Consider the following 25002-nt stretch of genomic DNA (forward strand, 5'->3'; position numbering starts at 1 on the left):
TGCCCCCCTCATGCAAATCATCGTCTTTGAAGATCAGGCCGTGTTGCGGTTTTCACCGCTTGTTGACCTGAAACCGGTTTATGATCTGGTCACCGGTTGCCATTCTCTCCGCCAGCGCTTTGTCGCGAACCTTTCCGCATCGCACAACCTGAGCTGGCATCTTCGCCGCCGTTGCGCTGCGTGGTTCAGCGAGGCCAATCCCGGCGCGGTGGTCAATCGCGTGACTGAGGATGACGTGCTGCTTGTCAACGGGCGGCTCATCTGCGATGCGGCGGTGATGCAGTTCATCAACTCGGGTCGGATCGAGCCGGGCGAGGCCGTTATCCAGAACGGCAACCTCCTGTTCTGCCGCACCACGGCGGAGCCGCTTCCTTTTGCGGGAACGGTGTTTCCGGATACCATCAATGGCATGGTGCTGGCCGGTGCGTTCTCCTGCGTCGAAGTTTCCGGGTTCCGGTTGATCGAAAACCTCTGGGAGCCCGTGGCGATGCACCCGGAGATGATGCAGCTTGATGGCGAGTCGCTCGATCTCGGGCGCATCGAAGGCGAGGTGCACCCTTCGGCGATTCTGGTCAATCCGTCTGCGATCACTGTCGAAAAGGGGGCGGAGGTCAAGGCTGGCGCGGTGCTCGACGCCAGCGACGGGTTCATTTACATCGGCGCGGGTGCGTTGGTGGAGCCGATGGCGCTCTTGATGCAGAACGTGTATATCGCGCCGGGCGCGCGGGTCAAGAGTGGCGCGCGGATTTACAGCAACGTCTGCATCGGCAGCGGGGCGAAGGCGGGCGGCGAGATCGAGGATTCGATCATGGAGCCCTTCTCCAACAAGCAGCACGACGGCTTCCTCGGCCACTCCTACATCTCAAGCTGGTGCAACCTCGGCGCGGGCACCGACACCTCCGACCTCAAGAACAACTACAGCGCAGTCTCCATCGATACCGGACGCGGCCCGGTCAAAACTGGTCAGCAATTTCTCGGCCTGCTGATGGCCGAACATGCCAAATGCTCCATCGGCACCCGCTTCAACACCGGCACGGTCGTTGGCACCTCGTCGAACGTCTTCGGCGACGGAATGCCCGCCAAGCACATATCCTCATTCTGCTGGGGCGACGGCAAATCCGACTCCGAAGCCTATGAAATCGGCAAAGCCGTCGAGACTGCAAGAAAAGTCATGGCTCGCCGCAAGGTTGAGATGAGCGCCGCCTACGAGGCGATGTTTTGTACCGCAGCGCAGCAGAGTGGGCGGTAGGTTTTCATGCTCGCAGGTGAGAGTTTAGAGGCCTGGATTTGTAAGGGCGCACGCCATGCGCCCGTGTGTGCCGGAGCGCTTTGCAGCAAAAAGACAATTGACAGGGTAATAAAGCGAAGTTGGCTTGTTTGCTGTTCGTTTTACGAATATATTTCGTTAGTCTTAAATATTTGTTAATAAAATTCAATACTATGAAGCTAAGTCAAATATACAACTTAGGGAAATCGCAAGCAGAATTGGATTTTGTTGATATAGATCCAAGCGAAGATTTGCCTCTGTTTCTTGACCCATTTTTTCTAAGTATAAAAAAAGATAATTGGTCTCACGAGGCGACCTTAACACTTAGAAGCTTCTTTCAACAAGTTATTGACTTAATTAGAGTCAATGATGAGGATGGCGCAAAAGCTTTATTCGACCATCTTCATGAGCCGAATGTTACATGTTTAGGTATGTCGGTTGGTGATCCAAGAGGTAGAGGTGTGGGGAATCAAGATACGGATAAGATTTATGAAAGCTTGCTTCGTAGCCGAGCAATTCAAACAGGGCTTATTAGAGATATTGAGGACAATATTTTGTTTGTTGATAATTTTGGAAAAGATAAGTTGTCAGATATGACAACAAATATAATAACTAAGCATCTTATTGAGTATACCCAAAATCAATGTAGATTGAATAATATTCCTTTGTTGGATGGTATAAATTCTGGGTTTTACTGGGATAGATATGAGGGTGAATGGGTTTCAAGTCATTCGCAGATGTTAGTTTATGGCGATAAGAAGCTGTTGTTGGTTCCAAAAGGAATAGTCTCTTTTAGTAAAGATTATACTCCAGATAAATACTATAATCAGTTTGTTCTTAATTTTCTTCAAAATGAGAATTTACGGTTAAATTCGGTATTGGTTCAGCGAAGAAGTAATGGTGATAGGTATGTTACTAAGAAAAGTCTTAAAGAGACTAACCCTCAATCTAAAGATTTTTTGAGAAGATTTACTCAGGAGCATCCTGAGGTTTTAGAGCAGTTCAAAGAAGAGACCGATGTTGATTCTGTAAAAAATATCGAAATATCTGATATAAGTATTGGCGATGTAACAAGAGGCTTAATCGAAAGATTAAGACAAATGCCTGCTGGCTCTGAGACGGCAAGTGATTATCATAACATTATTATTGGTATTTTAGAGATTATGTTTTATCCTCATTTGATTAATCCAATAAAAGAACGAGAAATTCATGAGGGGAGAAAAAGAATTGATATTTCATTTGATAATTCTGCAAAGCAAGGTATTTTTAGGAGGTTGTCTGAGAATATGAGGATTCCTTGCCCTTATGTTTTTGTTGAATGTAAAAATTATAGCCGCGAGATAGCTAATCCAGAGTTAGATCAAATTGGTGGTAGGTTTTCAATTAATCGAGGACAAGTTGGGTTTATTGTTTGTCGACAAATTGATAATTTTCAATTGTTTATTGAACGTTGTCGCGATACTTATAGAGATGGAAGAGGATTGATAATTCCATTGGTAGATCAAGACTTTATAGATATACTCCAAAACTATACTGATCTGAATTCGGAGTTTATAGAAACATTTTTATCAGACAGAGTTCGAGAGATCGCTATAAATTAACAACACATAATAGTATGTCATACTTGATGGACGGGATAGTCGTACCTTATATCAAAGTATACAGCTCGCATTAAAAATCGGCGACCTCACAGGTTACAGTTTATACTGGCTACGCTAATCCTTCGACATCAGTTAGTACAGTTCCATTCTAAAATTCATCCTTTTTCCGCAATTACTCCTTTTTTTCTAGCCAGCCTACTTACTCCTGCTTCATTTCCTGAGCCACAACCCAAACAACACATTTGAGTTTCGAGCCCAAACGGAACTATATTGCGCCTTGAAGTCCGCCAGCGGCTCTCATGAGGCTCCGAGGCGGGCGTCATCCGTAAGAATTTTTTAAGTCTTTATTCAATAGTGTTTTACGTGCTCTCATGATTCTTGTTATAGATAATTACGACTCGTTTACGTACAACCTTGTTCAGTACATCGGCGAACTTGGTGCTGAGGTGGTGGTGTACCGGAACGATGAACTCACCGTCGAACAGGCGCTGGCGCTCAAGCCGGAGAAGATTGTTATTTCGCCTGGTCCCGGCACGCCTGCCGATGCGGGAATTTCCATTCCGCTCATCAACGCCGTGAAAGGCAAGATTCCGCTCTTCGGCGTCTGCCTCGGCCATCAGGCCATCGGCGAAGCGCTTGGCGGCAAGGTGGTTCGCGCTGGACAGATCATGCACGGCAAGACCTCGGAGGTCTATCACAACAACAAAGGCGTGTTCCGCGGCCTTCCCAATCCCTTTATCGCTACCCGCTACCACTCGCTCGTTGTGGAGCGCGAAAGCCTGCCTGCCGAGCTTGAAATCACCGCTTGGACCGAGGACGAGGTCATCATGGGCCTTCAGTCCAGCGAACTCGGGTTGCATGGCGTGCAGTTCCATCCCGAATCGATCATGACCTCTGTCGGCCACGATCTCATCAAAAATTTCTTGGACATCTGATTTGTCATGGGAGAGCCAAAGAAACGCAAACCGGAGTGGGCTGTCAGGGCTGCTGAAACCCCCGTGCCGCAAGCGCCGCTGCTTGCCGGAAGCGAGTTCATGGCCGATGGCTGGCGCGTGTTCAAGATCATGGCCGAATTCGTCAACGGCTTTGAAATGATGTCGAATACGGGGCCAGCCGTTACGGTGTTCGGTTCGACCAGGGTCAAAGAGGGCGACGCCGAATATCAGCTTGCCGAAACAATGGGTCGGATGCTCGTCGAGTCGGGTTTCGGCGTCATTACCGGCGGTGGGCCGGGCGCAATGGAGGGGGCCAACAAAGGGGCGCAGCAGCATGGCGGGGCATCAATCGGTTTCAACATCAAGCTGCCGAACCAGCAGCACCCCAACCCCTACGTCGATTACGACAAGCTGGTGACCTTCGAGTACTTCTTCGTGCGCAAAGTCATGTTCCTCAAATACTCCCAGGCTTTCATCGTGCTGCCCGGTGGCTTTGGCACGCTCGACGAATTTTCCGAAGCGATCACGCTCATCCAGACCGGCAAGAGCCAGAAATTTCCGGTGATTATGATGGGCAGCGACTATTGGGGCGACCTGTACCGCTGGTTCAAAACGCGGATGCTTGAGGAGAAAGGGTTTATCAGCGAAAAAGACCTCGATTTCATCTTCCTTGAAGACGATCCCGACAAGGTGATTGAGATCATTCACAGCTTCTATCCCGAAGGGTACTCGGTCAACTTCTGAGTTCAGCATTTCCGAAATATCGCATCAGGCAGCATTTCCACTGCTGTTGGGGTGATCTCTTGCGATTGCCCGTTTACAAATGTTTGGTGTCGAGACGAGGGAAGGGCAGCCGCAAGGGCTGCCCCTACAAGGATGGTTTGATCTTCATGATCATTTCCGGCAATTCCTTGCGGTTGCCCATTTTTCTTTGTTCGCGCTTTTAACTCTGCGATGAATTGTTTATTGTTTTAGTCCGTTAACGATTGTTATTTCGGCTCCACTCGATGAGCGTCTTCCGTTCAGGTTCGGTCATCATGATCTTCGGAAATCCCGGAATCCGGCCATGACTGCTGAGGTCGGTTGAGCCGATGAATCCGGCAACCTCATTGCGAAGCTGCTGGCGTGCGGTGTCAGACAGTGCGTCGTAGTTCGAGAAGTTCAGCGCCTTGCGGGCCTCTTTGACTTTGCCTGTGACATACCAGGAGAGTGGAGCGAAGTATGCGGTTTTGGGCCAGTCGGTCTGTTCGGAATGGCACTGAAAGCAGTGGGCTTCAAGCACGCCGCGCACATTGTCCGGAATAGCAGTGACCGGCGCAGGCTTTTGATTGAAGCGGTCGAGCGGCACGAACTGGCAAAGGATGAGGGCAAGAACAACCCATGCGGCACCGTTTCTGAGGCGTGTTTTCGGGTGTTTCATAGGCATATGAACACAGAAATGTTAACTTTGTTAATAAATTTATCATAATTTAATGCAAAAGAGCCCTTTAATTCGAGGCGCCTGCCAAGTGGAGTTTCTGCCAGAAGCGAAGAGCGACCTTGTTCAACTGAATGCATGATCGATGATTTTTCCTTGTGAAAAAGCTGTTTGGTACTATCTGCCGCAGATCAGGGCGGATCTGGCCAAAGAGCTGGTTAAAACCGGTATGACCCAGTCAAGCGCGGCAAAAGTGCTCGGAGTGACGCCGGCGGCAGTTTCCCAGTATCTGCACAAAAAGCGCGGCGGTCAGACCGTCAAGTCACGCGATTACAAGCAGGAAATCAAGAAAGCTGTGGACAGGATTCGTGAAGGCGCATCGGGCACCGACCTGTATGGTATCGTGTGCCGGTGTTGTCAGATTTTGAAAAAAGATGATACGGAAATTGGTACGAATTGTGGCGATATAGTGCTTTAAGTGTATGATGGAAAAAGAGATAACCGGCTCTGCCGGTTCTGAACCAGCGGCCGGGTTCAAGGAGTCGGCTGTTTTTACCCTCACGGCCATTCTTGCGGGATTTGTTATCGAGTTGTTTACTTCGGGCAGAGGCATCGAATTTCCCGGCTGGCCGTTCAACCTCATCTTCCTGCTCCTTTTCGGCGTGCTGATTGCCGCCGTCGGGCTGCTGTTCAGGAGCCGTCCATTGATGGCCTGGCTCGGTGGCATTCCCATGGGGCTGAGCCTGATTATCGGTCTCGCCCTGCTCTCCCTTGTGGGCGGTGTGGTTCCGCAGGACGCCATGCCTCCCGATTCGTTTGCGGCTTCGTTGCGGCTCAACGGCATGTTTTCAAGCTGGCCTTTTGCGCTGGTGACTCTGCTGTTCCTGTTCAACCTCGGTCTCTCCCTCGTCTGGAAAATCGTGCCGTTCAAAGCGGCCAACCTTCAGTTCATCCTGTTCCACGGCGGCTTCTGGCTGGCGCTGGCCTGTGGCCTTGCGGGTGCCACGCAGCTTCAGCGGCTGGTGGTGCCGATCTACGAGGGGCGCTCCAGCAACAAGGCTTACGACCGCAAGCATGACCGGATGGTCGAGCTTCCGTTTTCGATCTATCTCAAGGATTTTCAGATCGACCAGTACGTTCACCAGTTCGCGTTGTACGATCCGAAGCAGGATCGGCTCGTCGAAACCAGCTCGAAGCTGCTGCCGGAAGTTCGCAAAGGGGTGAAGGCCGAGTGGCCGGGCATCGGTTCGGTTACCGTGCTCGACTACCTGCCTCAGGCGCTGCACCGCCCGGACGGGGTACCGGTGGCAGTCAACAGCGACATGGGCGTGCCATTCGCCAAAATACGCATCGAGTCCGGTGGCAAGGTTGCGGAGCGCTGGATCAGTTCCGGAGGGCCGAACGTCAGGCCACAATTCGTCTCGATTGGCGAGTACTTTGTCGTGATGCTCGAAGGCCAGCCGAAGGCGTTCAGGTCGATTGTCACGCTGAATGCCGACAAAGGTGAGAGCAAGTCAGCTACGCTCGAAGTGAACAAGCCGGTCGATTTCAAAGGGTGGAAGCTCTATCAGGCCAGTTACGACGAAAAGGCCGGGCGGTGGTCAACTCTCAGCCTGGTCGAGGCGATTCGTGACCCGTGGCTTCCGGCGGTCTATGTCGGCTTTTTCATGATCATGGCAGGGAACGTGCTCTTTTTCTGGAAGGGCATTAAAAAGATGGAGGCGGCATGACCCTGGTCGACTTTCCAACGATGGCCTTTGCAGCAGTAGTTTGCTGGACGACTGGCAGCTTCTTGCAGTTTCCGGCGAAGCGCTCAAAAGCTTTCAGCGTCGCCTCCTGGCTGCTCATGATTTCCGGCACGGTTGTGCTGACCTGGTTCCTGGCGTCCTACTGGATCGCCCTCGAACGTCCGCCGCTGCGCACGCTTGGCGAGACGCGGCTCTGGTACGCCACCTTTATTCCGGTGATCGGATTTCTGGTGGAGTACCGCTACGGCATCCGCTGGCTCAAGTACTACTGCATGGCTCTGGCCGCACTGTTCCTCGGGATCAACTACATGCACCCCGACGTTTTCCAGAAGGCGCTCATGCCTGCGTTGCAGAGCGTGTGGTTTGTGCCGCACGTGGTGGTTTATCTTGTCGCTTACGCGCTGCTGGCGGCCTCGGCGGTCTCCGGGTGGCACAATGTGATTCTCAACTTCCGGAACAAGCGTTCCGACAAGTCGGAGTCGATGTCGCACTACCTCGCGTTGCTGGGATTCGTGCTGTTGACCTTCGGGCTGATTTTTGGCGCGCTCTGGGCCAAGGAGGCGTGGGGGCACTACTGGACGTGGGATCCGAAAGAGACCTGGGCTTTCATCTCGTGGCTGGCCTACCTCGGCTACCTGCATCTGGTTTCCATGAAGACCGATTCGCGGAAGCTCCAGTGGTATCTTGGCCTGGCCTTCATCGTGCTGCTGGTCTGCTGGTTCGGCGTCAACTACCTGCCCTCAGCGCAGAACAGCGTGCACACCTACTCGGGGTGAGAGCGGGAGAAAGTGTTTCTGTCCGTCATTCCCGCGAAAGCGGGAACCCATGTACGTATTCCGGATTCTGGATTCCCGCTTTCGCGGGAATGACGAGGAAACGGCATTTTAATTGATACATGAATGATCTGGAATTGGAATAAGTGCACGATGCGGACAAGGGTGGACAAGAGTGCCTGTTAACAGCACCTTGTCCATTTTGCTTTTACAGCTCCACGATCAGGTGTGACTCCGTTGAATATCCCTGCAAGACCCGTTCGAGATCGTCGATGAGCGACGGGCCGTACTTGTTCAGATAGTAGAAGATGTTAATGAGCCGCTCCTGCGGTACGCCTTCGGGGAAGAGGTTCAGCTCGGCCTTGTCGAGCTGCTGCAACAGTTCATCGTGTTTTCTGCGGCCTGCGCGGTAGGTCTTTTCCCGGATGTTGCCGATGATTTTGGCGATCTGTCCCGAGGAGCCCGCCAGAGCCTGCTGCAGGGTCGGATCCATTTTGACCAGTGCCGGTTCAAGCGTCGAAAGCGACCGGGTGACCTCTGATTCGACCTGCTCGAACAGGGCGTCGAGATTCTGGTTCTCCGCACCTGAAACCATCGATTTGCGCAGTTCCTGCAAATTCCCGAACAACGCTTCGTACACCTGTCGCCGCGAAAAGCTCGGCTTGCCGGTGACTTTGAGCACCTTGTCCATCGTGCGGGTGATTTTCGGCTCCACCAGTGTGAAGCTGCCGCGCGGAATCACGAAGGGCATCACCAGCCCGAACCGTTCGTACACCTTGCGGAACTGCGACAGATAACTGACCTCGCCGGGGCCGCCGATGTAGGCGAAGGTGGGCAGCACTGCGTCCTGCACGATCGGGCGCAGGATGACGTTCGGGCTGAACCGCTCCGGATGATCCTGGCAGAATTCGAGCAACTGGTGGCGCGTGTAGCGTTGGCGGTCGGGCAGAATCATGAAGTTTTCGGGCGATGGCTGCTCGATTTTCAGCCGCTGGCCGAGCTGGTTGAGGTAGAAGAGATTGACTGCGCGCGGCTTGGTCTGTGCCGGGTAGCCCATCGATTCGAGCGTTGAGCTTTGTGCCACGACGTCGTACGACGAGGCAGGCGCGCTTTCGATCTCCTTGCAGAGCATCGGCGCGGCCAGTCGCTTGAACTCGGCGTCCTGCGTGGAGAGCAGAATCAGCGGATGGTTGCTGAAAAGCCGGTTCATCGTTGTTGCAAACGCGATTTCGAAAGTGCTCTCCGGGGTGTAGGCGGAGTGCAGAAGCTCGGCGATCTCCGGCTTGAAATCGGAGTCGGGCAGGAGGTCGAGGAACTCCCGCACTGTTTCAGTGATGCCGGAGCCGAGCGGCGTGGGACCTGCCATCTGATCCTGCTGGCGGTGGCCACCTTCGGCTTGTATGGTTTCCAGTCCGGCACCGGCAAAGAGTGCGGTGGCCGAGGCCTCGTCGAAATCGTGGTCTTCGCTTTCGATCCAGAATACCGGTACGAAATCGTATTCGGGGAACAGCTCCTTCTGCTTCCGGGCGATCACCACGGCGCTCAGCGCCTTGTAAATCGTGTACATCGGGCCGGTGAACAGGCCGGTCTGCTGGCCGGTGACGATGGCCATGCAGCGGGATGAGCGGAGCTTTTCGATCTCCTGCCGCTGCCGTTCCGAACCGCCGAACCGGCTGTTCTGTTTCAACAGCAGCTCGACCAAGGCATTCCGTTTGAAGTCGCGCGAAGCCAGGAGCCCGAGGTGGCGGTAGTAGTCCGCATCCTTGCGGTAATCGAGATGAAAGCAGTTAGAAACGAGCTTCGCCCGGGCTTCCGTGTCGGAGGTGTAGTCACAGAACAGGCGGGAAAAGCCCTTTTTGGGAGTCTGAATCCGCTGGTAGTCGATGAGGAAGGTGTTCACGTGCTTACTTGTTAAGTCCCCAGGTTTCGAGTTCGCTCCGGAAGCGATGATCGGTCCAGTCGCAGTTCAGTGGCGTGACGGCCACATAGTTGTGCCGCACGGCATATTCGTCCTGCGTCAGCTCTTCGTCGTGCAGCAAAAGGGTGCCGCCGAGCCAGTAGTACGGGTTGCCATAGACGTCGTGTCGTTCGATGGCCGACTCTTCCCACCGCGATTTTCCCTGCCGGGTAATGAGGATGCCTTTAATCTCATCTTCAGGGACGTTCGGAATGTTAGCCGACAGGATGGTGTCGGTCGGCAGGCCGCGCTTGAGCGTCTCGCGGGCAAGTTGCCGGGCGAATTTTGCCGCGTAGGTGAAGTCTGCGTTCTCGTAGGTGGTCAGCGAAAAGGCGAGCGACGGCACGCCCTGAATCACCCCTTCGATCGCCGCAGCAACCGTACCGGAGTAGAGGGTGTTCATGGCCGTATTGCTGCCATAATTGATGCCCGAGACGATCAGGTCGGGCTTCTCGTCGAGAATGTGGCTCAGGGCCACCTTGATGCAGTCCACTGGCGTGCCCGAGACGGTGTGCCCGTAAAAGCGGTTGTTTTTCCGGTACTCCCGGATGCGTAGCGGTTCGCCGAGCGTCATGGCGTGGCTCATGCCGCTGTGCGGATCGGCTGGCGCAACAATCGTCACGGAGCCGAGCTTTTTCATTGAAGCGGCAAGGGCGTGCAGGCCGGGGCCTTCGATGCCGTCATCGTTGCAGACCAGGATATGCGGTTTTTTCGGTTTGTTTCGTGCTGTCAAAAGATTTCGTGGCTATCAGGTTCAAAAATCGTGTCCGAGGCTGAAGTAGAAAAGCGTTTCTGAAAAGTCGATACGCGCCGAGTCGTTGATTTCATCGTTTTCAAACGCGAAGGGTCTGGCTACCGTAAACTGCGCCGGTCCGAGGGGCGTTTCCCACACCAGTCCCGCACCTGCACCTTGCACCAGTTCATCGAGCGACATGTCGGCGCGCTGCTCCCACACATTGCCGATGTTGTAGACCAGGATGAACGAGGTCGGGAAGATCAGCTGCACCGGCGACTTGTAGCGCAGCATGGCGCTGAGAACGGCGATGTTCTCACCGATCAGGTCGCTGTCCTTCAATCCGATGAACCGGTAGCTGTATGCGTTGCCGGTTCCGCCAAGGAAAAACTTTTCGGTCAGCGGAATGCTTTTGCTGCTGATGCCGGCCAGGGCCGAGAGCTGGAGCGTGGTTGCTGAGCCGATCGAGAGGTTCTCTTCATGCTGAGCATCGAGTTGCCAGAACGCTTCGGGATTGTTCAGATAGGCCGGTGTGGAGCAGTAGCGGATGTTGGTATATCGTCCCTCGGAAGGCAGGAACGAACTGTCGCGATTGTCGAAGGTGAACTGGCCGCCGAACGAGAGCAGGTTGAGATTGCCGGTTTCATAAGACTGCGAAAGATTGTCCCTGAGATACGACTGCGCATTCTGGAGCGTGACGTTGGCCGTCAGGCGCCCGTTTTTGCTGACTCTCGTGCCGAATGCGGCGGTCAGGCCATAGCGCTGGATGCCAAGCTGACGGGGCTCTCCGGTTGCCTGCAAGCCCTGCTGTTCGGTAAAGGCCAGCTGGCGCGTGTCGATGTCCCGCTGGTCGAAAAAGAGCCTGGTGAACATGGTCAGCGGCGTATGGCCGATCCGCGGCTGGTTGTATTCGAGGTTCAGGCGGTTGTTTTTCTGTCCGATTTTGGTCCAGGCGCCAAGGGAGTTGCCTGTCCCGTGCACATTTTCGTTCCTGAAATCGAGCAGGAGCTGCGCGTTGGAGGTTTCGTCGTAACGAACGCCGATACGAAGCACATTGGCCGGTTTTTCATCCAGCCGCACCATGAGGGTGTTGCTGAAGGGCGAGCCTTGCGATTGCGGGGTTTCGGTGCCGAGGGAGACCCTGTTGAAGACCCCGGTACCATAGAGATTGTCGATCGTCTTTTCAGCATCGGCGTAGCGGAAGGCTCTGTCGGTATCGATTGCAATCTCGCGCTTGATGGGCAACGGCTTGGTGATATGTTTGTCCTGCTCGACCTCAACCTGTTCGATTTTACCGGATGAGAGTTGTACGGCAAGAGTTGTGCCGTTCACCGAGCAGTTCTCGATCTGGACGAGGCTGTAGCCTTGCTGCCGGTAGAGGCGGATCAGCTTTTCAAGTGCGCTGGTCGCCACGGCGTTGGTGTAGAGCCGGTCGAGGATTGGCTCGAAGGCCTGGTCGATCTTTTTTTGTGAAACAGCATTCGAAGGGCCGCCGGTGAGTTCGACCCGCTCAAGCCGGGGGAGTGGTTCAAGTACGAAAGCGGCGGTTCCGGCTTTTTTATCGATTCTGGTCCAGGCACGGCTGAACAGACCGGTTTCCAGAAGTTCTTGCAGGATTTTTTTCGCGTGGGTTCCGCTGCGTACGATGGCGTTGGCCGTTCTGGCCTGTTCGAGATAGGCTGCCGTCGCCGGGATGCCTTCGATGGTTTTGCGATAGCCGGAGAGTGCGATGTCGTGCTTCGGCTCGACCTGGATGCTCCGTTTGATGACGGGGGCGAGCAGGCGGCCTTTGGCGTAGCCGGCGTCGATCAGTTCCGGGATGTCTGAGAAATCGGTCGCCTTGTGGTTTTCGAGGTCGGGCGCGATGACCAGGTCGGCCTGTTCGAGCTGCTGGGGGTACTGCACCTGGGTCAGAATGGTCATGGCCTGGTCGGCGGCCTTCCAGGGAACGTCGAGTTCGCTGCTGTCAGTGTACATCCTGCCGTGCGTGTCCACGGCGACCTTGTAGTCTGCCCCGGCGTTTTCAAGCTCATCAATGGGCAGGTTGGCCACCAGACCGCCGTCGGCAAGTCTCCGGCCGCCCCGCTCGATGGGCTGGTTAAGGATCGGCACCGTGCTGCTGGCCCGCATCGCTTCCGAGAGTGGCCCTGAGGTGAGCGTGACCCGGCGGCCGGAGAGCAGATCAGTCGTGACCGCTCTGAACGAAACCGGCAGATCGGAAAATGAGCTGCCGGTGTGGTACGGTGCGTTGAGCACCAGCAGGTCGATGGTTCGGGTGAAGGTTTGGGCCGCGCTCAGCGATTTGGGCACGACGAGCTTGAATTTTTCAAAACGGATGGCGATGGAGGCCCGGTCACGGATCGCTTTCTGTTCCAGATAGCTGTTGGTTCTGGGCGTTTCGCTATTGAGCGACGTCAGTTTTTCCCAGGGCAGGGCGTGGGCGAGCGAATCGAGCTCTGCGGCTGAGTAGCCTGAACTGTACAGTCCACCGACCAGCGCACCCATGCTGGTGCCGGCGATGCGGTCGATGGGCACCTGCGCCTCTTCCAATGCTTTGAGCACGCCGATCTGGGCAATGCCGTTGGCTCCTCCACCCGAGAGCGCGAGTCCGACGGTTTTGCGCAGGGGGCGCATGGCTGGTAATATTTCGTAACGCTGGCAGGGCGTGGCAAGCGTGTCGGGCCAGACGGTCACAGGCTCGGCGCTGGCGCGTCCGGCCGGGATGAGCTCGAGCACGATCGACAGCAGCAGGGCCAGCCCAATGAAAATCGGGCGTCTGCTCAAGCGCTTGTGCTGTTGATGATTGCAGTTCACAGGAGACTCCGGCAGCAGCCTGTTTTTGAGATGTCGTGGCGAGTTTATATCTTGAATTCCAAAGTAAACTCTTTAGTGGTAATAATAAAAATGGTCTGGTTCAAACGGGGGATACCCTCCATCAAGACAACGGACAAGCGCGACACCCCTGAAGGGTTGTGGTCCAAATGCGACGAATGCGGCGCTGCGTTGCACAAAAAACAGCTCGAAGATCACCTCTACACCTGCCCGGAGTGTGGTCATCACTTCCGAATCAGTCCTGATCTCTACTTCTCGTTCCTGTTCGACGATGGGGCGTGGGATGAATTCGACGGCCAGCTCAGAGCTGCCGATCCGCTTACCTTTGTCGATACGAAAAAGTATCCCGATCGCGTGCGCGACACGATGCAGAAATCGGGAAAGAGCGAAGCGTGCCGGAACGCTACCGGTTCGATGGGTGGTTCCGCTGCGGTTATTTCCGCGATGGATTTCGGTTTCATCGGCGGCTCGATGGGCTCGGTGGTAGGTGAAAAGATTTCGCGGGCGGCTGACAAGAGCGTCGAATTGAACGCACCGCTCATATTGATTTCTCAATCCGGCGGCGCACGCATGATGGAGGGCGCGTTCAGCCTCATGCAGATGGCCAAGACCTCAGCCCGTCTGACGCGACTCGGTGAACGGAACATTCCATTCATCTCGCTCATGACCGATCCGACGATGGGCGGCATCAGCGCTTCGTATGCCATGCTTGGCGATCTGAACATCAGCGAGCCGAAAGCGCTCATCGGCTTTGCCGGCCCGCGAGTTATCCGCGATACCATCAAGCGCGACCTGCCCGAAGGCTTCCAGCGCGCCGAGTTTCTCAAGGAGCACGGTTTCGTCGATATGATCGTTCACCGCAAGGACTTGCGCTTGCAGCTCATCAAGCTGTTCAAGCACCTGCGGGGGTAAACGGAGTGGTATCGGATAGTGTTCTTCAAGGGCGGTTTGTGAACCGCCCTTTTTTTTGTGGGCTGAGGAGGGAAATGGACTGAGTGGACAGTGAAAATGTATGATACTCGGGTATGTTCAGGGCATCCCGACTTGTCGGGATGTCCTTGCTATTGTCAACTATCCATTATCAACTCTCAACTGTTTTCCAGCCCATTGCCTTGCTGATGACCGGGAACTGTTCCATGAAAATCGATTTGATGGCTTCGGCGATGTCGCGGTGCTCTTTCTGGGTGGTCGGGTCGGTGCGGACGTCGAGGTAGTGAATCCAGCTTCGCACGGAACCTTTCATGTAGAGCCGGGTCTGCGTGCCGAGCGGCAGCAGCACGCGGGCGCTCTCCTTGGCAATGCCCTTCTCCAGCGCCTCTTCGTAGCTGTCGAATGCGAGCTTCGCAATCTTCTCCTGCGCTTCGTCGAACCATGCCACGGTTGCTTCGTCGAGATCGTCCAGCGAGTTCTGCCGGTTCTTCGTATCCTGCCGCCTCGGCTGGTACTTTTCGGTCGTCTGCGCTTTGGCATAGCGCTGCGAGAACTCCTGGAAGCAGAAGCTCCGGTGCCGGAGAATCTGCGGGGAGATGGCACGGGAGGTGGTGATTTCGACGGTCATGTCAACCATCTCGAACACGCTCCAGTGCTTCTTGTCAATGCAGTAGGAGAGCAGCTTCTCGTAGTCCGGCGTCTCCTGATGCGGGCTCGAAACCCTCGCGCAGTAGGCCATAAGGCCTTCGGGGGTAAGCTGGCGGTCGTCGATTTCGATGAGCGGATTGGTGACGGAAATGAGGCGTACCTGCATGGCTATTTGGCGGTCTTGAGTGGTGGTATGAAGCGTTCAATATACCAAAAGTCGGAGAGGCGACGGAGGTGCTGTTTTATTAATTTAAGGAAAGCGGAACCGGATTTCAGGAATTCTTGTTTCGTCTCTGTATTTTAGGTGATCTTTTGCAGGGCTTCGTTACGATCTGGCAAGGATTTCTGCGAAGCTGTAACACACGGGGGCCTTATCGCCGGTTTCCGCAAAAAAAGTTTGAAGCATATGGCTAACATCAATTTCGGTTTCAATCATCACGCCAAGAAGCTCTACTCCGGAGCGATTGAAAACAGCATCAACAACCAGCTCGTGCCGATGGTTATCGAGACCTCGGGACGCGGCGAGCGTGCGTTCGACATCTTTTCCCGCCTTCTGCGTGAGCGCATCATCTTCCTCGGTTCTCCCATTGACGAGCACGTTGCGGGGCTGATCATGGCGCAGCTCATCTTCCTCGAATCGGAAGACCCGGAGCGCGACATCTACATCTACGTCAACTCGCCCGGCGGAAGCGTATCGGCAGGTCTCGGCATCTACGACACGATGCAGTACATCCGTCCCGACATCTCGACGGTTTGCGTCGGCATGGCGGCCAGTATGGGCGCATTCCTGCTTGCCAGTGGAACGGCAGGCAAGCGCGCTTCGCTTCCGCACTCGCGCATCATGATTCACCAGCCTTCGGGCGGCGCGCAGGGTCAGGAGACCGACATTCTCATTCAGGCCCGCGAGATCGAGAAGATCCGCCACCTGCTCGAAGATCTGCTCGCCAAGCACACCGGCCAGAATGTCAAGACCATTCGCGAGGATTCCGAGCGCGACCGCTGGATGAACGCCACCGAGGCCAAGGAGTACGGACTGATCGACCAGATTTTCGAAAAACGTCCGGCTCCGGAAAACGCCGGCTGAACGGTTTTCTGATCAACATTTCGGGCGTCATCCTTTATCGAAGAGGGGTGGCGCCCGTCACCTTTAAATTCGCTTTGCACGATACTCATGAGTGACCATTCCGCTGCGCAGAATCTTGACAAAACCTATAACCACCACGAAGTAGAAGAGCGTTGGAGAAGCGCGCACTGGGAGGCGCTCGGCACTTTCCACGCCGAACACTCGCGGGTGCAGGAGGGGGCGACGCCCTACACGGTGCTGATGCCGCCGCCGAACGTGACCGGCAGCCTGACGCTGGGCCACGTGCTGAACCACACGCTTCAGGACATCTTCATCCGCTACGCCCGCATGGGCGGCAAGGAGGCGCTGTGGCTGCCCGGCACCGACCACGCTGGCATCGCGACGCAGACCGTGGTGGAGAAGAAGCTGCGCAAGGAGGGCGTCACGCGCCACGATCTCGGTCGGCGCGATTTTCTCGACAAGGTGTGGGAGTGGCGCGAGGAGTACGGCGGCCTGATTCTGCGCCAGCTCCGCAAGCTCGGCATTTCGTGCGACTGGCGGCGCAACCTCTTCACGATGGATGAGCGCGCCTCCGAAGCGGTCATCAATACTTTCGTGGCGCTCTACCGCGAAGGGCTGATCTACCGTGGCCGCCGCATCATCAACTGGTGCCCGGTGTCGCAGACGGCGTTGTCGGACGAAGAGGTCATCATGAAGTCGCGGCGCGACAAGCTGGTCTATGTGAGCTACCCGCTCGCCAAGGATCCGTCGCGCTCGATCACCATCGCCACGGTGCGTCCCGAGACGATCTTGGCCGACGTGGCCATCGCGGTCAATCCGAACGATGAGCGCTATGCCGATCTCATCGGCGAGCTGGTGGTTGTGCCGATTGCCGGACGCCACGTGCCGATCATTGCCGATGACTACGTCGATATCGAGTTCGGAACCGGCGCGCTGAAGATCACCCCGGCGCACGATCCGAACGACTACGAGGTGGCCAAGCGTCACAATCTGCCGGTCTTCTCGGTGATCGGCAAGGATGCCCGCATGACCGATGAGTGCGGCTATGCGGGGATGGATCGCTTCGAGGCCCGCGACAAGATCGTTGCCGATCTCGAAGAGCTGGGCCATCTGGTCAAATCGGAGGAGTACGAGCACAACGTGGGCTACTCCGAACGCGCCGACGTGGTTGTCGAACCGTACCTCTCCGAGCAGTGGTTCGTCAAGATGCAGCCGCTCGCCGAACCGGCGCTGAAGGCGGTCAACGACGGCGAAATCCGCTTCCATCCGGAGCACTGGATCAACACCTACCGCCACTGGATGGAGAATATTCAGGACTGGTGCATCTCCCGCCAGCTCTGGTGGGGCCACCGCATTCCGGCCTGGTACGACGATAAGGGCAACGTCTGGGTCGCCGCCTCCTACGACGAGGCGTGTCACCTCGCAGGCACCGACAAGCTCGTGCAGGAGGAGGATGTGCTCGACACCTGGTTCTCGTCCTGGCTCTGGCCGTTGACCACGCTCGGCTGGACGGGCCTGCACAGCGACAACGACGACCTCCGCGCCTTCTACCCAACCGACACGCTGGTGACCGGCCCGGACATCATCTTTTTCTGGGTGGCCCGCATGATTATGGCCGGGCTGCACTTCAAGGGCGACGTGCCGTTCCGCGACGTCTACTTCACCAGCATCATCCGCGACATGAAGGGGCGCAAGCTCTCCAAGTCGCTTGGCAACTCGCCCGACCCGCTCAAGGTGATCGACACCTACGGCACCGACGCCCTGCGCTTCACGATTGTCTATATCGCCCCTCTCGGCCAGGATGTGCTCTTTGGCGAGGAGAAGTGCGAGCTCGGCCGCAATTTCGCCACCAAAATCTGGAACGCCTCGCGCTTCGTCTTCATGCAGCGCGAAAAGCTTTTCGCCACCAGCGAAGAGTTCGTCGATGCCTTCACGAACTTCACGCCTCAGCGCGAGCTGATGTCCTCCGCCGGGCTCTGGCTGATGTCGCGCTACAACGCCATGCTCGAACGCTACCACCAGGCGATGGCGAACTTCAAGGTGAACGACATGGTGAAGATCGTGCACGAGTTCTTCTGGGGCGACTACTGCGACTGGTACGTCGAGGCGCTCAAAAGCGAGCTGGCGGGTGAAACCTCCGAAGAGCGTGGACGCCACGCGGTCTGCCTGGCGGTTTCAGTGCTCGAAGGAGTGCTCAAGGCGCTGCATCCGGTCATGCCATTCATCACCGATGAAATCTGGCACGCCATCGCGCCGCGCGGCACGGAGCAGACCATCGCCAGGGAAACCATGCCGAAACCCGATGCGTCGTGGACGGCAGAAGATGCCGCCGCGTTTGACCTCGTGCGTAACATGGTTTCGGAAATCCGCAGCCTCCGCTCGGCCTTTAACGTGCCGCATGACTTGCGCGCGCAGGCGGTCGTCCGAGTCGCATCGCCCGAAGCGCTTGCGGCGTTTGAAGCCGGCCGCAGTATTTTCCCGGCTCTGACGAAGTGCGATGTGGAACTTGGCGAAACGGTCGAGCGACCGGCCCATTCAGCCGCATCAGTGGTGGATGGCAATGAACTTTTTATTCGTCTGGAAGGGTTAATATCGTTCGACAAAGAAAAATCCCGCTTGCAGAAAGAGATCTCGAAGGTGACAGCCTACATCGGATCGTTGGAGAAAAAACTTTCAAACGAGAAATTTGTATCCAACGCTCCAGCCGAGGTCGTTGAAAAAGAGAGGGAAAAGCTTGAAGAGTCGCGTACGCTGGTTCGTAAGCTTCAGGAGAACCTTGAAGTGCTGAGTCAGTAAAACAGCGTTTTTTCAGGCTTGAGTCAAAAAAAGTCCGATTTTTTTCAGATATTCCGAGTTTGAACTCGTTTGTCCGGAGAGCCGCTGCTGCGGTCGATGGCTGTAATCCGACTGACAGGCCGTAGCGTTCAGTGCACCTGACAGTGTCGCGAAGTTCGAACGAGGAACTTATTCCATGAGGCAATTGAAGATCAGTAAACAGATTACCAACAGGGAGAGCCTCTCCCTCGACCGTTACCTCCAGGAGATCGGCAAGTACGATCTTTTGACGGCCGAAGACGAGGTGAAGCTTACGATGGCCATCAAGGAAGGCTATGACATGCCGGTTGATACCGTCGAGTACAAACGCGCCAAGCGTGCGCTCGACAAGCTGATCAAGGGTAACCTCCGGTTCGTTGTTTCGGTGGCCAAGCAATACCAGAACCAGGGCCTGACCCTCGGCGACCTGATCAACGAGGGGAACCTCGGGCTGATCAAGGCGGCCAAGCGCTTCGACGAAACCCGCGGCTTCAAGTTTATCTCTTACGCTGTGTGGTGGATTCGGCAGTCGATTCTGCAGGCACTTGCTGAGCAGTCGAGGATTGTGCGTCTGCCGCTCAACCGTGTGGGCACGCTGAACAAGATCAGCAAGGCCTACAGCCAGCTTGAGCAGGAGTACGAGCGTGATCCGAACACCAAGGAGCTTGCCAATTTGCTCGACATGGACTCGCAGGATGTGGCCGATACCCTCAAGATCGCCGGACGCCATGTTTCGGTCGATGCGCCATTCGCGCAGGGTGACGACAACCGCCTGCTCGACGTGTTGCAGAACGACGGCCACATGCCCGACCACACGCTGAATCGCGATTCGCTCACCCTCGAAGTCGAGCGCTCGCTTTCTGTGCTTGCCCCGAGAGAGGCCGACGTCATCCGCTCCTACTTCGGCATCGGCATGGAAAACCCGCTGACCCTCGAAGAGATCGGTGAAAAGTTCAAACTCACCCGCGAGCGCGTCCGCCAGATCAAGGAAAAAGCGATCCGTCGCCTGCGTCAGTCCGCCTACAAAGAGGTGCTCAAGGAGTACATCGGAAGCTGATTTCCAGTTCGAGACAGACAAATTCATCAAAGCCGGTGGTAGTTTCGCCGGCTTTGGTGTTTTATGGAGTGAAGGGAAGAATTGATAGTTGACAGTTGACAATGGATAGTTGAGGGAATTGGAGGGACGCATGGTGGGCGCTTTTTCCCAAACTGCCCCTACACATCAACCCCGTCTGATCTCCACCAGCCCCCCTCGCCAATTCCCAGCTCCGCTTTTGTATTGCCGTTCCGTATCGCAATCTCGATCATTCCGCTGCTGCCGATGTAGGCGAGTGGTTTGCCCTGCTCGACTTCGCCGTAGGTTCGGAGGATTGGCAGCGGCTCAGCGTTTGCAACCGTAACCATCCAGTTCCCCCTATCCGCAAGCATCTCGGCTTCAAAGGAGGTGATGAGGTTGCCGAAGTGGTCGGTAGCGATGATTTCCCCTGTCCATCCTTTTCCATCATCGAACGGTTTGTTTTGCCAGAGCTCGATCCTTGCGCATTCCGCGACGTCAATCGCCGGGCCGAAATCCTCCAGCGGGACTCCGGCGGCGAGGTGGGCGGCGGCTGGGGTGAAGAGATCGCGGCCGTGGAAGGTGGCGCTCGGGTTGGCGAACTGGTAGTTCGCGTTCGTCAGCTCGTGGCATTTGGCATCCGGCCAGCGCTCGAAGATCGGGGTGAGCAGGCCGTTGTCCGGTGCGATGAATCGGTATGGCCCCGCTTCGATGCCGATAGCTCGGCGGGTGGTGCCGACGCCGGGATCGACGACGCAGATAAAGATCGTGCCGTCCGGGAAGTAATCGATGGAGCGGTCGAGGTGAAAGGCTGCTTGCCGGACGTTCTGGGCGCTGATCGAGTGAGTCAGATCGATCACTTGCGCGTTGCGGCAGATGGTGGCGATAACCCCTTTCATCACGCCGACGAAGGCGTCTTCGAGGCCGAAATCGGTCATGAGCGCGATGACGGGTGGCTGGTGCATGGCGTCAGTTGTTTGCCGACCGGTACAGAAGCGCACCGGCCAGAAGAATGAGCAGGTTGGGCAGCCAGGCGGCAAGCACGGGGTTTATCAGACCGTCGTAACCGAGGCTGCCGATGGTTTTGAGCATGCCGAGATAGAAGAGCCCGATGAGCAGGCTGGTGGCCGCTTCGAGCGCCAGCCCGCTACGCTTTTTGCGCGTGGAGAGCGGCACGCCGATCAGCACGATGAGCATGCTGGCCAGCGGCAGAGCGATCTTGGTTTGCAGCTCGACTTCGGCGCGTTCGAGGCCCGGAAGGCCTGAGCGTTTCTTTTGGGCGATGAAAGCGAGATGCTGCACGAGGTTCATCTCGTCCGGGTCGGCGTCGATCATCGTGAAGGTGTTTTTCGCCAGTGCCAACTTGAGGGTGTCCGCGCCCGGATTGGCGACGAGCGTTTCACGGCCATTGACGAACGTTCGCTGTTTCGTGTTGTAGAACACCCAATGCCTGCCGTTCGAGCTGATCCGAAGCGAGTCGGCGTCAAGGCGCGAAGCCAACCGACTGCCGTCGAAGGTTTCAAGCGAAACCGAAACGGCGCTCTGCCGATCCCGGTTGATCTGACCAACAGTCAGGATGCGGTTTTTCGACTCCCTGATGTGCACAGCCTCTTCCTGCTGTTCTTTCTGACTTTTCAGATAGCGCTTTTCGTACCCTTTGGACAGGTCGTACATCGCTGGGGTGATGAAGCAGGAGTTCACCAGATTGAACGCGGTGATGAAAAAGGTGGCGAGCAGAAACGGCTTCATCAGGCGCGACAGGCTCATGCCCGCCGCCTTGAGTGCCGGAAGTTCGCTCTGCATCGAGAGCTTGCCGGTGACGAAGAGCGAGGCGAGCAGCACGCTCAGCGGACTGGTCAAGAGAAAGGTGTCCGGCAGGCCGCTCAGATAGTAAATGATGATCTGGCCGACCGGAATCTGCCGGCTCATGAACCTGTCGAGGTTTTCGATAAGGTTGATGATGATGAAGAGCGCGGCAAAGCTGGCCAGCGAGAAGAAAAAGATGGTCAGAAATTGCCGGATGATGTAGCGGTCGATGATCGACAGCTTGCCGAGGCCGGGCAGCCGCAGGTTTGTTTTCCCGTGGCTGTCCGTGTTTTGTTTGTCCTGTTGCGCACTCATCCGGCAGGTTCCCCGCTCAGTAGCCGAAAATCTCCTCGAGCGTCAGGAAGCTGACCTCGCCGTACTTGCCGAGCGTTTCAAGGTCGAGGTTGTTTTTTTTGCCGAGCACGAGCATGGTGTGCGGCTTGTTCCTGAGGCGGGTTTCATGGAACTTCTCGATATCCTCGAACGTCATGCCGGGCACCTCGCGGAACACATCTTTCCGGATGTCGTAATTGAGCCCGAGCTTGCGCATCTCTTCGAGCGAGAAGAGGATGTCGGCTTTGGTGATGTGCTCCGTGCGGATTTTCTGGTCGATGCCCGCCTTGGCCGAGGCGAACAGCTCCGGCGATTCAGGGAGCTTCTGCATCAGCTCGCCGAAGCCTTCGAGCGCCTCGGGCAGCTTGTCAGCCTGCGTGCCGATGTAGCTGAAGATGTAGCTGTGCTTGTTCTTCTCCTTCGGTTGGCGATAGACCGAAAAGACCGAGTAGGCGAGCGCCTTGGCTTCGCGCATCTCCTGGAACACTACTGAAGACATGCCGCCGCCGTAGTATTCGTTGAAGAGCGTGATGAGCGGCACCATTGAGGCATCATAGGTTTCGCCGCGCGAGAGCATGATGATTTCGGCCTGGTTCATATCGTAATCGACCACGTAAACGCGGTTTTTCGCAGTCTCCAGCTCCGTGAAGGGTTCGGATTCGGGCACTGGCTGGAACTGTTGGCCGAAGTGGCTCATGGTGCGCAGCTCTTTCATGAGAATTTCCGGCGAGTCCGGGCCGTAGTAGAGTACCCGGTGGCGGTAGCTCATGAAACGCTTGATTTCGGCGATCAGCTCTTCGGGCGTGAGGCGTTCGAGCTCTTCTTCGCTCAATACGTTGGTGAAGGGCGATTTTGGCCCGTACTTGCCGTAGCTCACCATCGCCTCGAAGAGGATTTTGCGCTTCGCGAGCTTGTCGTCCGCCCGCTCCTTGCGAATGCCCTCCTTGAGCTTCTCCAGCGCGGGAGCATCCGGCTGGGCGTCGGCAAGCAGCTCGTCGAGCAGCGCAATCGCCTGCGGGAAGTTCTCCCTCAGTCCCGAGAGCTTCAGATAGACGCGGTCGTCGGCGGTCAGCACGGTGAACTCCGCGCCGAGGCGGTACAGCTCCTGACTGAACTCGGCGGGCGTGAGCCGCGAGGTGCCGAGGTAGGAGAGGTAGTCGAGCGCCGTGTCGATTTTCCGGTTCTGGTTCGAGCCGGTGTCGAACAGGAAGTAGAGGTTGTACATCTCGTTTTCCCGGTTCGGCACGGTGTGCAGCCTGATTTCCGGCGTCAGGTCGTAGTAGCCGATGTCCTTTTTGAAATCGAGGAAATCGGGTTTCAGCTCCTTGCTTTTTTTCGACAGCAACTGTTCGGCGAAGGCCGACGAGCGGTCGCGGTTTACCTTGATCGGCGTGATCGGGGGTTTCTGGATTTTGCCTTCACTTTTGCGCTCGCCATGCTTTTTGTACACCGCCACGTAGTTCGAGCCGTAGTGCTTTTTCGCGAACTCGACGAGCTGTTCTTTGGTGATCGATTCGAGACGCGCGAAACGGTTGACGTATCGCTGCCAATCCATGCCCCAGACGAAGGCATCGACGAACGCTTCCGAGCGGCCACGGTTCGATTCGAGCGCTTTCAGATCTTCAAGCTTCAGGTCGTTGATGACGGCCTGGAGCAGCCAGTCGGGGAATTCGCCCTTTTTGACAAGGTCGAGCTGTTCGAGCAGCAGCTCCCTGACCTCGTCGAGGCTCTGGCCGTCGCGGGGCTTGGCGCTGAGAATGTGCGTCGAGTAGTCCTTCATCAGCACCAGCATCGAGCCGCCTTCCAGCACCTTTTGTTGCTGGTTGAGGTTCAGGTCGATCAGGCCTGCGGTCTGGTTGTAGAGGATTTTGTCGATCAGCGTCAGCATGTCGGCGTCGTCCGAATCGGCTCCGCCAAACCTGAAGCCAAGCACCAGCTCTTCGGCCTCCGGGCCGGTGACGGTCTTGATGACCGGCGCAGCGATGGCTGGTTCGACCGGCGGCACGAACTCGGGAACCGCTTTCGGTTCGAGCTTCGAGAACTTCTGGTCGATCATGCGGATCGTTTCGTCAGGATCGAAGTCACCCGCGATGCAGATCGCCATGTTGTTCGGCACATACCACGAGCGGTAGTAGTTGATGACGTTCTTGATCGACGGCTTTTTCAGGTGCTCCGCCAGGCCGATGGTGGTCTGCGTGCCGTAGGTGTGCTTCGTGAACAGCCCCTCGAACAGCTCCTCCCAGAGCTTGCGGCTGTCGCTGTCCATCGTCATGTTCTTCTCTTCGTACACCGTTTCCAGCTCCGTGTGGAACAGGCGCATCACCGGATTGCGGAAGCGCTCGGCCTCGATGGTGAGCCAGCGGTCGAGCTCGTTGGACGGAATGTCGTTGATGTAGACGGTTTGCTCCACCCAGGTGTAGGCGTTGGTACCCTTCGCGCCGATGGAGTTGAGCAACTTGTCGTACTCGTTCGGTACGGTGTACTGCGCGGCCACGTTCGAGAGGCTGTCGATGTCGCGGTAGATCGCCGCACGGCGCTCCGGATCGCTGGTGGCGCGGTACTTTTCGTACAGCTCGATGATCTTTTCAAGCTCCGTGTGCTCCTTTGCGTAGTCGAGCGAGCCGATGGAGTCTGTGCCCTTGAAGAGCATGTGTTCGAGGTAGTGCGCCAGTCCGGTGGTTTCGGCGGGGTCGTTCTTGCTGCCCGCGCGCACGGCGATGGAGGTGTAGATTCTCGGCTCGTCGTGGTAGGGGCTCATGTACACCGTGAGGCCGTTCTTCAGGGTGTAAATCCGCGTGTGCAGAGAATCGCCGGGCACGGTGGTGTATGGATACTGCTTGCTCTGGGTCGTTGTGTGTTCAGTCGTCATGGAGGTACAGGAAATGAGATGGAGCAACGCCGCGCCGATGGCGAGCATCTTGCCCGTGGATTTCAGAAAAGAGCTGTTGAACATAGGTTCTCATCGTATTCAGTAAAGATCAGTCCGTCGCTCGTTCCGGTTCAAACAAAGCCGTAGATTACGAAAAATCCGGCAAAGTGACGGGAAAAAACCGTCAGTCGTGCTGGTCAT

At 56.2% G+C, this 25002-nt stretch carries 19 protein-coding genes; 11 read left to right on the top strand and 8 right to left on the bottom strand.

Annotation, left to right across the window (positions count from 1 at the left end):
- The first annotated feature begins 10 nt into the window (after positions 1-10).
- From CPAR_RS02025 to CPAR_RS02040, 4 genes are all read left to right on the top strand, one after another.
- Positions 11-1249: a GlmU family protein gene (locus tag CPAR_RS02025; RefSeq protein WP_012501648.1), complete on the top strand. Its 1239-nt coding sequence runs from the start codon at positions 11-13 to the stop codon at positions 1247-1249.
- A 191-nt stretch (positions 1250-1440) separates the two neighbouring features.
- The gene (locus CPAR_RS02030) at positions 1441-2868 is read left to right on the top strand and encodes a hypothetical protein (protein ID WP_012501649.1); all 1428 of its coding nucleotides are present in this window, start codon (positions 1441-1443) and stop codon (positions 2866-2868) included.
- 371 nt (positions 2869-3239) lie between these two features.
- On the top strand, positions 3240-3803 hold the full coding sequence (locus CPAR_RS02035) for an aminodeoxychorismate/anthranilate synthase component II (protein ID WP_012501650.1): 564 nt from the start codon (positions 3240-3242) through the stop codon (positions 3801-3803).
- A gap of 6 nt (positions 3804-3809) precedes the next feature.
- Positions 3810-4547: an LOG family protein gene (locus tag CPAR_RS02040; RefSeq protein ID WP_012501651.1), complete on the top strand. Its 738-nt coding sequence runs from the start codon at positions 3810-3812 to the stop codon at positions 4545-4547.
- A 235-nt stretch (positions 4548-4782) separates the two neighbouring features.
- Here CPAR_RS02040 and CPAR_RS02045 read toward each other — a convergent pair whose 3' ends face one another.
- Entirely contained in the window at positions 4783-5223 is a 441-nt protein-coding gene (locus tag CPAR_RS02045) for a heme-binding domain-containing protein (protein ID WP_156773346.1), read from the bottom strand.
- A 142-nt stretch (positions 5224-5365) separates the two neighbouring features.
- Here CPAR_RS02045 and CPAR_RS02050 point away from each other — a divergent pair, with 142 nt between their 5' ends.
- The 3 genes from CPAR_RS02050 to CPAR_RS02060 are packed head-to-tail and all read left to right on the top strand — an operon-like array spanning position 5366 to position 7744.
- Positions 5366-5698 carry a transcriptional regulator gene (locus CPAR_RS02050; protein WP_012501653.1) on the top strand — a complete coding sequence of 111 codons (333 nt, stop codon included), beginning with the start codon at positions 5366-5368 and terminating at the stop codon, positions 5696-5698.
- 4 nt (positions 5699-5702) lie between these two features.
- Entirely contained in the window at positions 5703-6950 is a 1248-nt protein-coding gene (locus tag CPAR_RS02055) for a cytochrome c biogenesis protein ResB (protein ID WP_012501654.1), read from the top strand.
- Complete coding sequence (locus CPAR_RS02060) at positions 6947-7744, top strand: cytochrome c biogenesis protein (RefSeq protein WP_012501655.1); 798 nt, start codon at positions 6947-6949, stop codon at positions 7742-7744. Before CPAR_RS02055 ends, CPAR_RS02060 begins: the two co-directional genes overlap by 4 nt.
- Before the next feature lie 205 nt (positions 7745-7949).
- Here the strand turns inward: CPAR_RS02060 and bshC are convergent, their stop codons facing one another.
- The 3 genes from bshC to CPAR_RS02075 are packed head-to-tail and all read right to left on the bottom strand — an operon-like array spanning position 7950 to position 13065.
- Entirely contained in the window at positions 7950-9641 is a 1692-nt protein-coding gene (gene bshC / locus CPAR_RS02065; protein ID WP_012501656.1) for a bacillithiol biosynthesis cysteine-adding enzyme BshC, read from the bottom strand.
- Positions 9642-9645: 4 nt separating this feature from the next.
- Positions 9646-10431 (bottom strand): 5'/3'-nucleotidase SurE, encoded by a 786-nt coding sequence (surE, locus tag CPAR_RS02070; protein WP_012501657.1) that lies wholly within the window; start codon positions 10429-10431, stop codon positions 9646-9648.
- A gap of 21 nt (positions 10432-10452) precedes the next feature.
- Positions 10453-13065, bottom strand: a complete 2613-nt coding sequence (locus CPAR_RS02075) for a BamA/TamA family outer membrane protein (RefSeq protein WP_041466239.1) — start codon at positions 13063-13065, stop codon at positions 10453-10455.
- Positions 13066-13335: 270 nt separating this feature from the next.
- Between CPAR_RS02075 and accD the strand changes: the two genes are divergently transcribed.
- Positions 13336-14175 (top strand): acetyl-CoA carboxylase, carboxyltransferase subunit beta, encoded by an 840-nt coding sequence (gene accD, locus CPAR_RS02080; protein ID WP_012501659.1) that lies wholly within the window; start codon positions 13336-13338, stop codon positions 14173-14175.
- 169 nt (positions 14176-14344) lie between these two features.
- Here the strand turns inward: accD and thyX are convergent, their stop codons facing one another.
- A complete protein-coding gene (gene thyX, locus CPAR_RS02085) occupies positions 14345-15007 on the bottom strand; it encodes an FAD-dependent thymidylate synthase (protein ID WP_012501660.1) in 663 nt (220 codons plus the stop codon).
- A gap of 240 nt (positions 15008-15247) precedes the next feature.
- Between thyX and clpP the strand changes: the two genes are divergently transcribed.
- The 3 genes from clpP to CPAR_RS02100 all read left to right on the top strand — a co-directional run bounded on the left by clpP (position 15248) and on the right by CPAR_RS02100 (position 19796).
- The gene (gene clpP, locus CPAR_RS02090) at positions 15248-15925 is read left to right on the top strand and encodes an ATP-dependent Clp endopeptidase proteolytic subunit ClpP (protein WP_012501661.1); all 678 of its coding nucleotides are present in this window, start codon (positions 15248-15250) and stop codon (positions 15923-15925) included.
- 87 nt (positions 15926-16012) lie between these two features.
- Positions 16013-18721, top strand: a complete 2709-nt coding sequence (locus tag CPAR_RS02095) for a valine--tRNA ligase (protein ID WP_012501662.1) — start codon at positions 16013-16015, stop codon at positions 18719-18721.
- A 175-nt stretch (positions 18722-18896) separates the two neighbouring features.
- On the top strand, positions 18897-19796 hold the full coding sequence (locus tag CPAR_RS02100; RefSeq protein WP_012501663.1) for a sigma-70 family RNA polymerase sigma factor: 900 nt from the start codon (positions 18897-18899) through the stop codon (positions 19794-19796).
- Positions 19797-19954: 158 nt separating this feature from the next.
- On the opposite strand, the gene CPAR_RS02105 is transcribed toward CPAR_RS02100, so the two are convergent.
- Genes CPAR_RS02105 through CPAR_RS02115 form a run of 3 tightly spaced genes read right to left on the bottom strand, consistent with a single transcriptional unit; the run spans position 19955 to position 24885 of the window.
- Positions 19955-20758 carry an SAM hydrolase/SAM-dependent halogenase family protein gene (locus CPAR_RS02105; RefSeq protein ID WP_012501664.1) on the bottom strand — a complete coding sequence of 268 codons (804 nt, stop codon included), beginning with the start codon at positions 20756-20758 and terminating at the stop codon, positions 19955-19957.
- Positions 20759-20762: 4 nt separating this feature from the next.
- Positions 20763-21914, bottom strand: a complete 1152-nt coding sequence (locus CPAR_RS02110) for an LptF/LptG family permease (protein ID WP_012501665.1) — start codon at positions 21912-21914, stop codon at positions 20763-20765.
- A 16-nt stretch (positions 21915-21930) separates the two neighbouring features.
- The gene (locus tag CPAR_RS02115; RefSeq protein ID WP_012501666.1) at positions 21931-24885 is read right to left on the bottom strand and encodes a M16 family metallopeptidase; all 2955 of its coding nucleotides are present in this window, start codon (positions 24883-24885) and stop codon (positions 21931-21933) included.
- Positions 24886-25002: the final 117 nt, after the last annotated feature.

This window comes from Chlorobaculum parvum NCIB 8327 (assembly GCF_000020505.1).
Taxonomy (GTDB): Bacteria; Bacteroidota; Chlorobiia; order Chlorobiales; family Chlorobiaceae; genus Chlorobaculum; species Chlorobaculum parvum_A.

What these genes read in the sequence shown, in the direction of transcription:
- CPAR_RS02025 (WP_012501648.1), top strand. Translation starts at nt 11, where the DNA reads ATGCAAATCATCGTCTTTGAAGATCAGGCCGTGTTGCGGTTTTCACCG.
- CPAR_RS02030 (WP_012501649.1), top strand. Translation starts at nt 1,441, where the DNA reads ATGAAGCTAAGTCAAATATACAACTTAGGGAAATCGCAAGCAGAATTG.
- CPAR_RS02035 (WP_012501650.1), top strand. Translation starts at nt 3,240, where the DNA reads ATGATTCTTGTTATAGATAATTACGACTCGTTTACGTACAACCTTGTT.
- CPAR_RS02040 (WP_012501651.1), top strand. Translation starts at nt 3,810, where the DNA reads ATGGGAGAGCCAAAGAAACGCAAACCGGAGTGGGCTGTCAGGGCTGCT.
- CPAR_RS02045 (WP_156773346.1), bottom strand. Translation starts at nt 5,223, where the DNA reads ATGAAACACCCGAAAACACGCCTCAGAAACGGTGCCGCATGGGTTGTT.
- CPAR_RS02050 (WP_012501653.1), top strand. Translation starts at nt 5,366, where the DNA reads ATGATTTTTCCTTGTGAAAAAGCTGTTTGGTACTATCTGCCGCAGATC.
- CPAR_RS02055 (WP_012501654.1), top strand. Translation starts at nt 5,703, where the DNA reads ATGATGGAAAAAGAGATAACCGGCTCTGCCGGTTCTGAACCAGCGGCC.
- CPAR_RS02060 (WP_012501655.1), top strand. Translation starts at nt 6,947, where the DNA reads ATGACCCTGGTCGACTTTCCAACGATGGCCTTTGCAGCAGTAGTTTGC.
- CPAR_RS02075 (WP_041466239.1), bottom strand. Translation starts at nt 13,065, where the DNA reads ATGCGCCCCCTGCGCAAAACCGTCGGACTCGCGCTCTCGGGTGGAGGA.
- accD (WP_012501659.1), top strand. Translation starts at nt 13,336, where the DNA reads ATGGTCTGGTTCAAACGGGGGATACCCTCCATCAAGACAACGGACAAG.
- thyX (WP_012501660.1), bottom strand. Translation starts at nt 15,007, where the DNA reads ATGCAGGTACGCCTCATTTCCGTCACCAATCCGCTCATCGAAATCGAC.
- clpP (WP_012501661.1), top strand. Translation starts at nt 15,248, where the DNA reads ATGGCTAACATCAATTTCGGTTTCAATCATCACGCCAAGAAGCTCTAC.
- CPAR_RS02095 (WP_012501662.1), top strand. Translation starts at nt 16,013, where the DNA reads ATGAGTGACCATTCCGCTGCGCAGAATCTTGACAAAACCTATAACCAC.
- CPAR_RS02100 (WP_012501663.1), top strand. Translation starts at nt 18,897, where the DNA reads ATGAGGCAATTGAAGATCAGTAAACAGATTACCAACAGGGAGAGCCTC.
- CPAR_RS02105 (WP_012501664.1), bottom strand. Translation starts at nt 20,758, where the DNA reads ATGCACCAGCCACCCGTCATCGCGCTCATGACCGATTTCGGCCTCGAA.
- CPAR_RS02110 (WP_012501665.1), bottom strand. Translation starts at nt 21,914, where the DNA reads ATGAGTGCGCAACAGGACAAACAAAACACGGACAGCCACGGGAAAACA.
- CPAR_RS02115 (WP_012501666.1), bottom strand. Translation starts at nt 24,885, where the DNA reads ATGTTCAACAGCTCTTTTCTGAAATCCACGGGCAAGATGCTCGCCATC.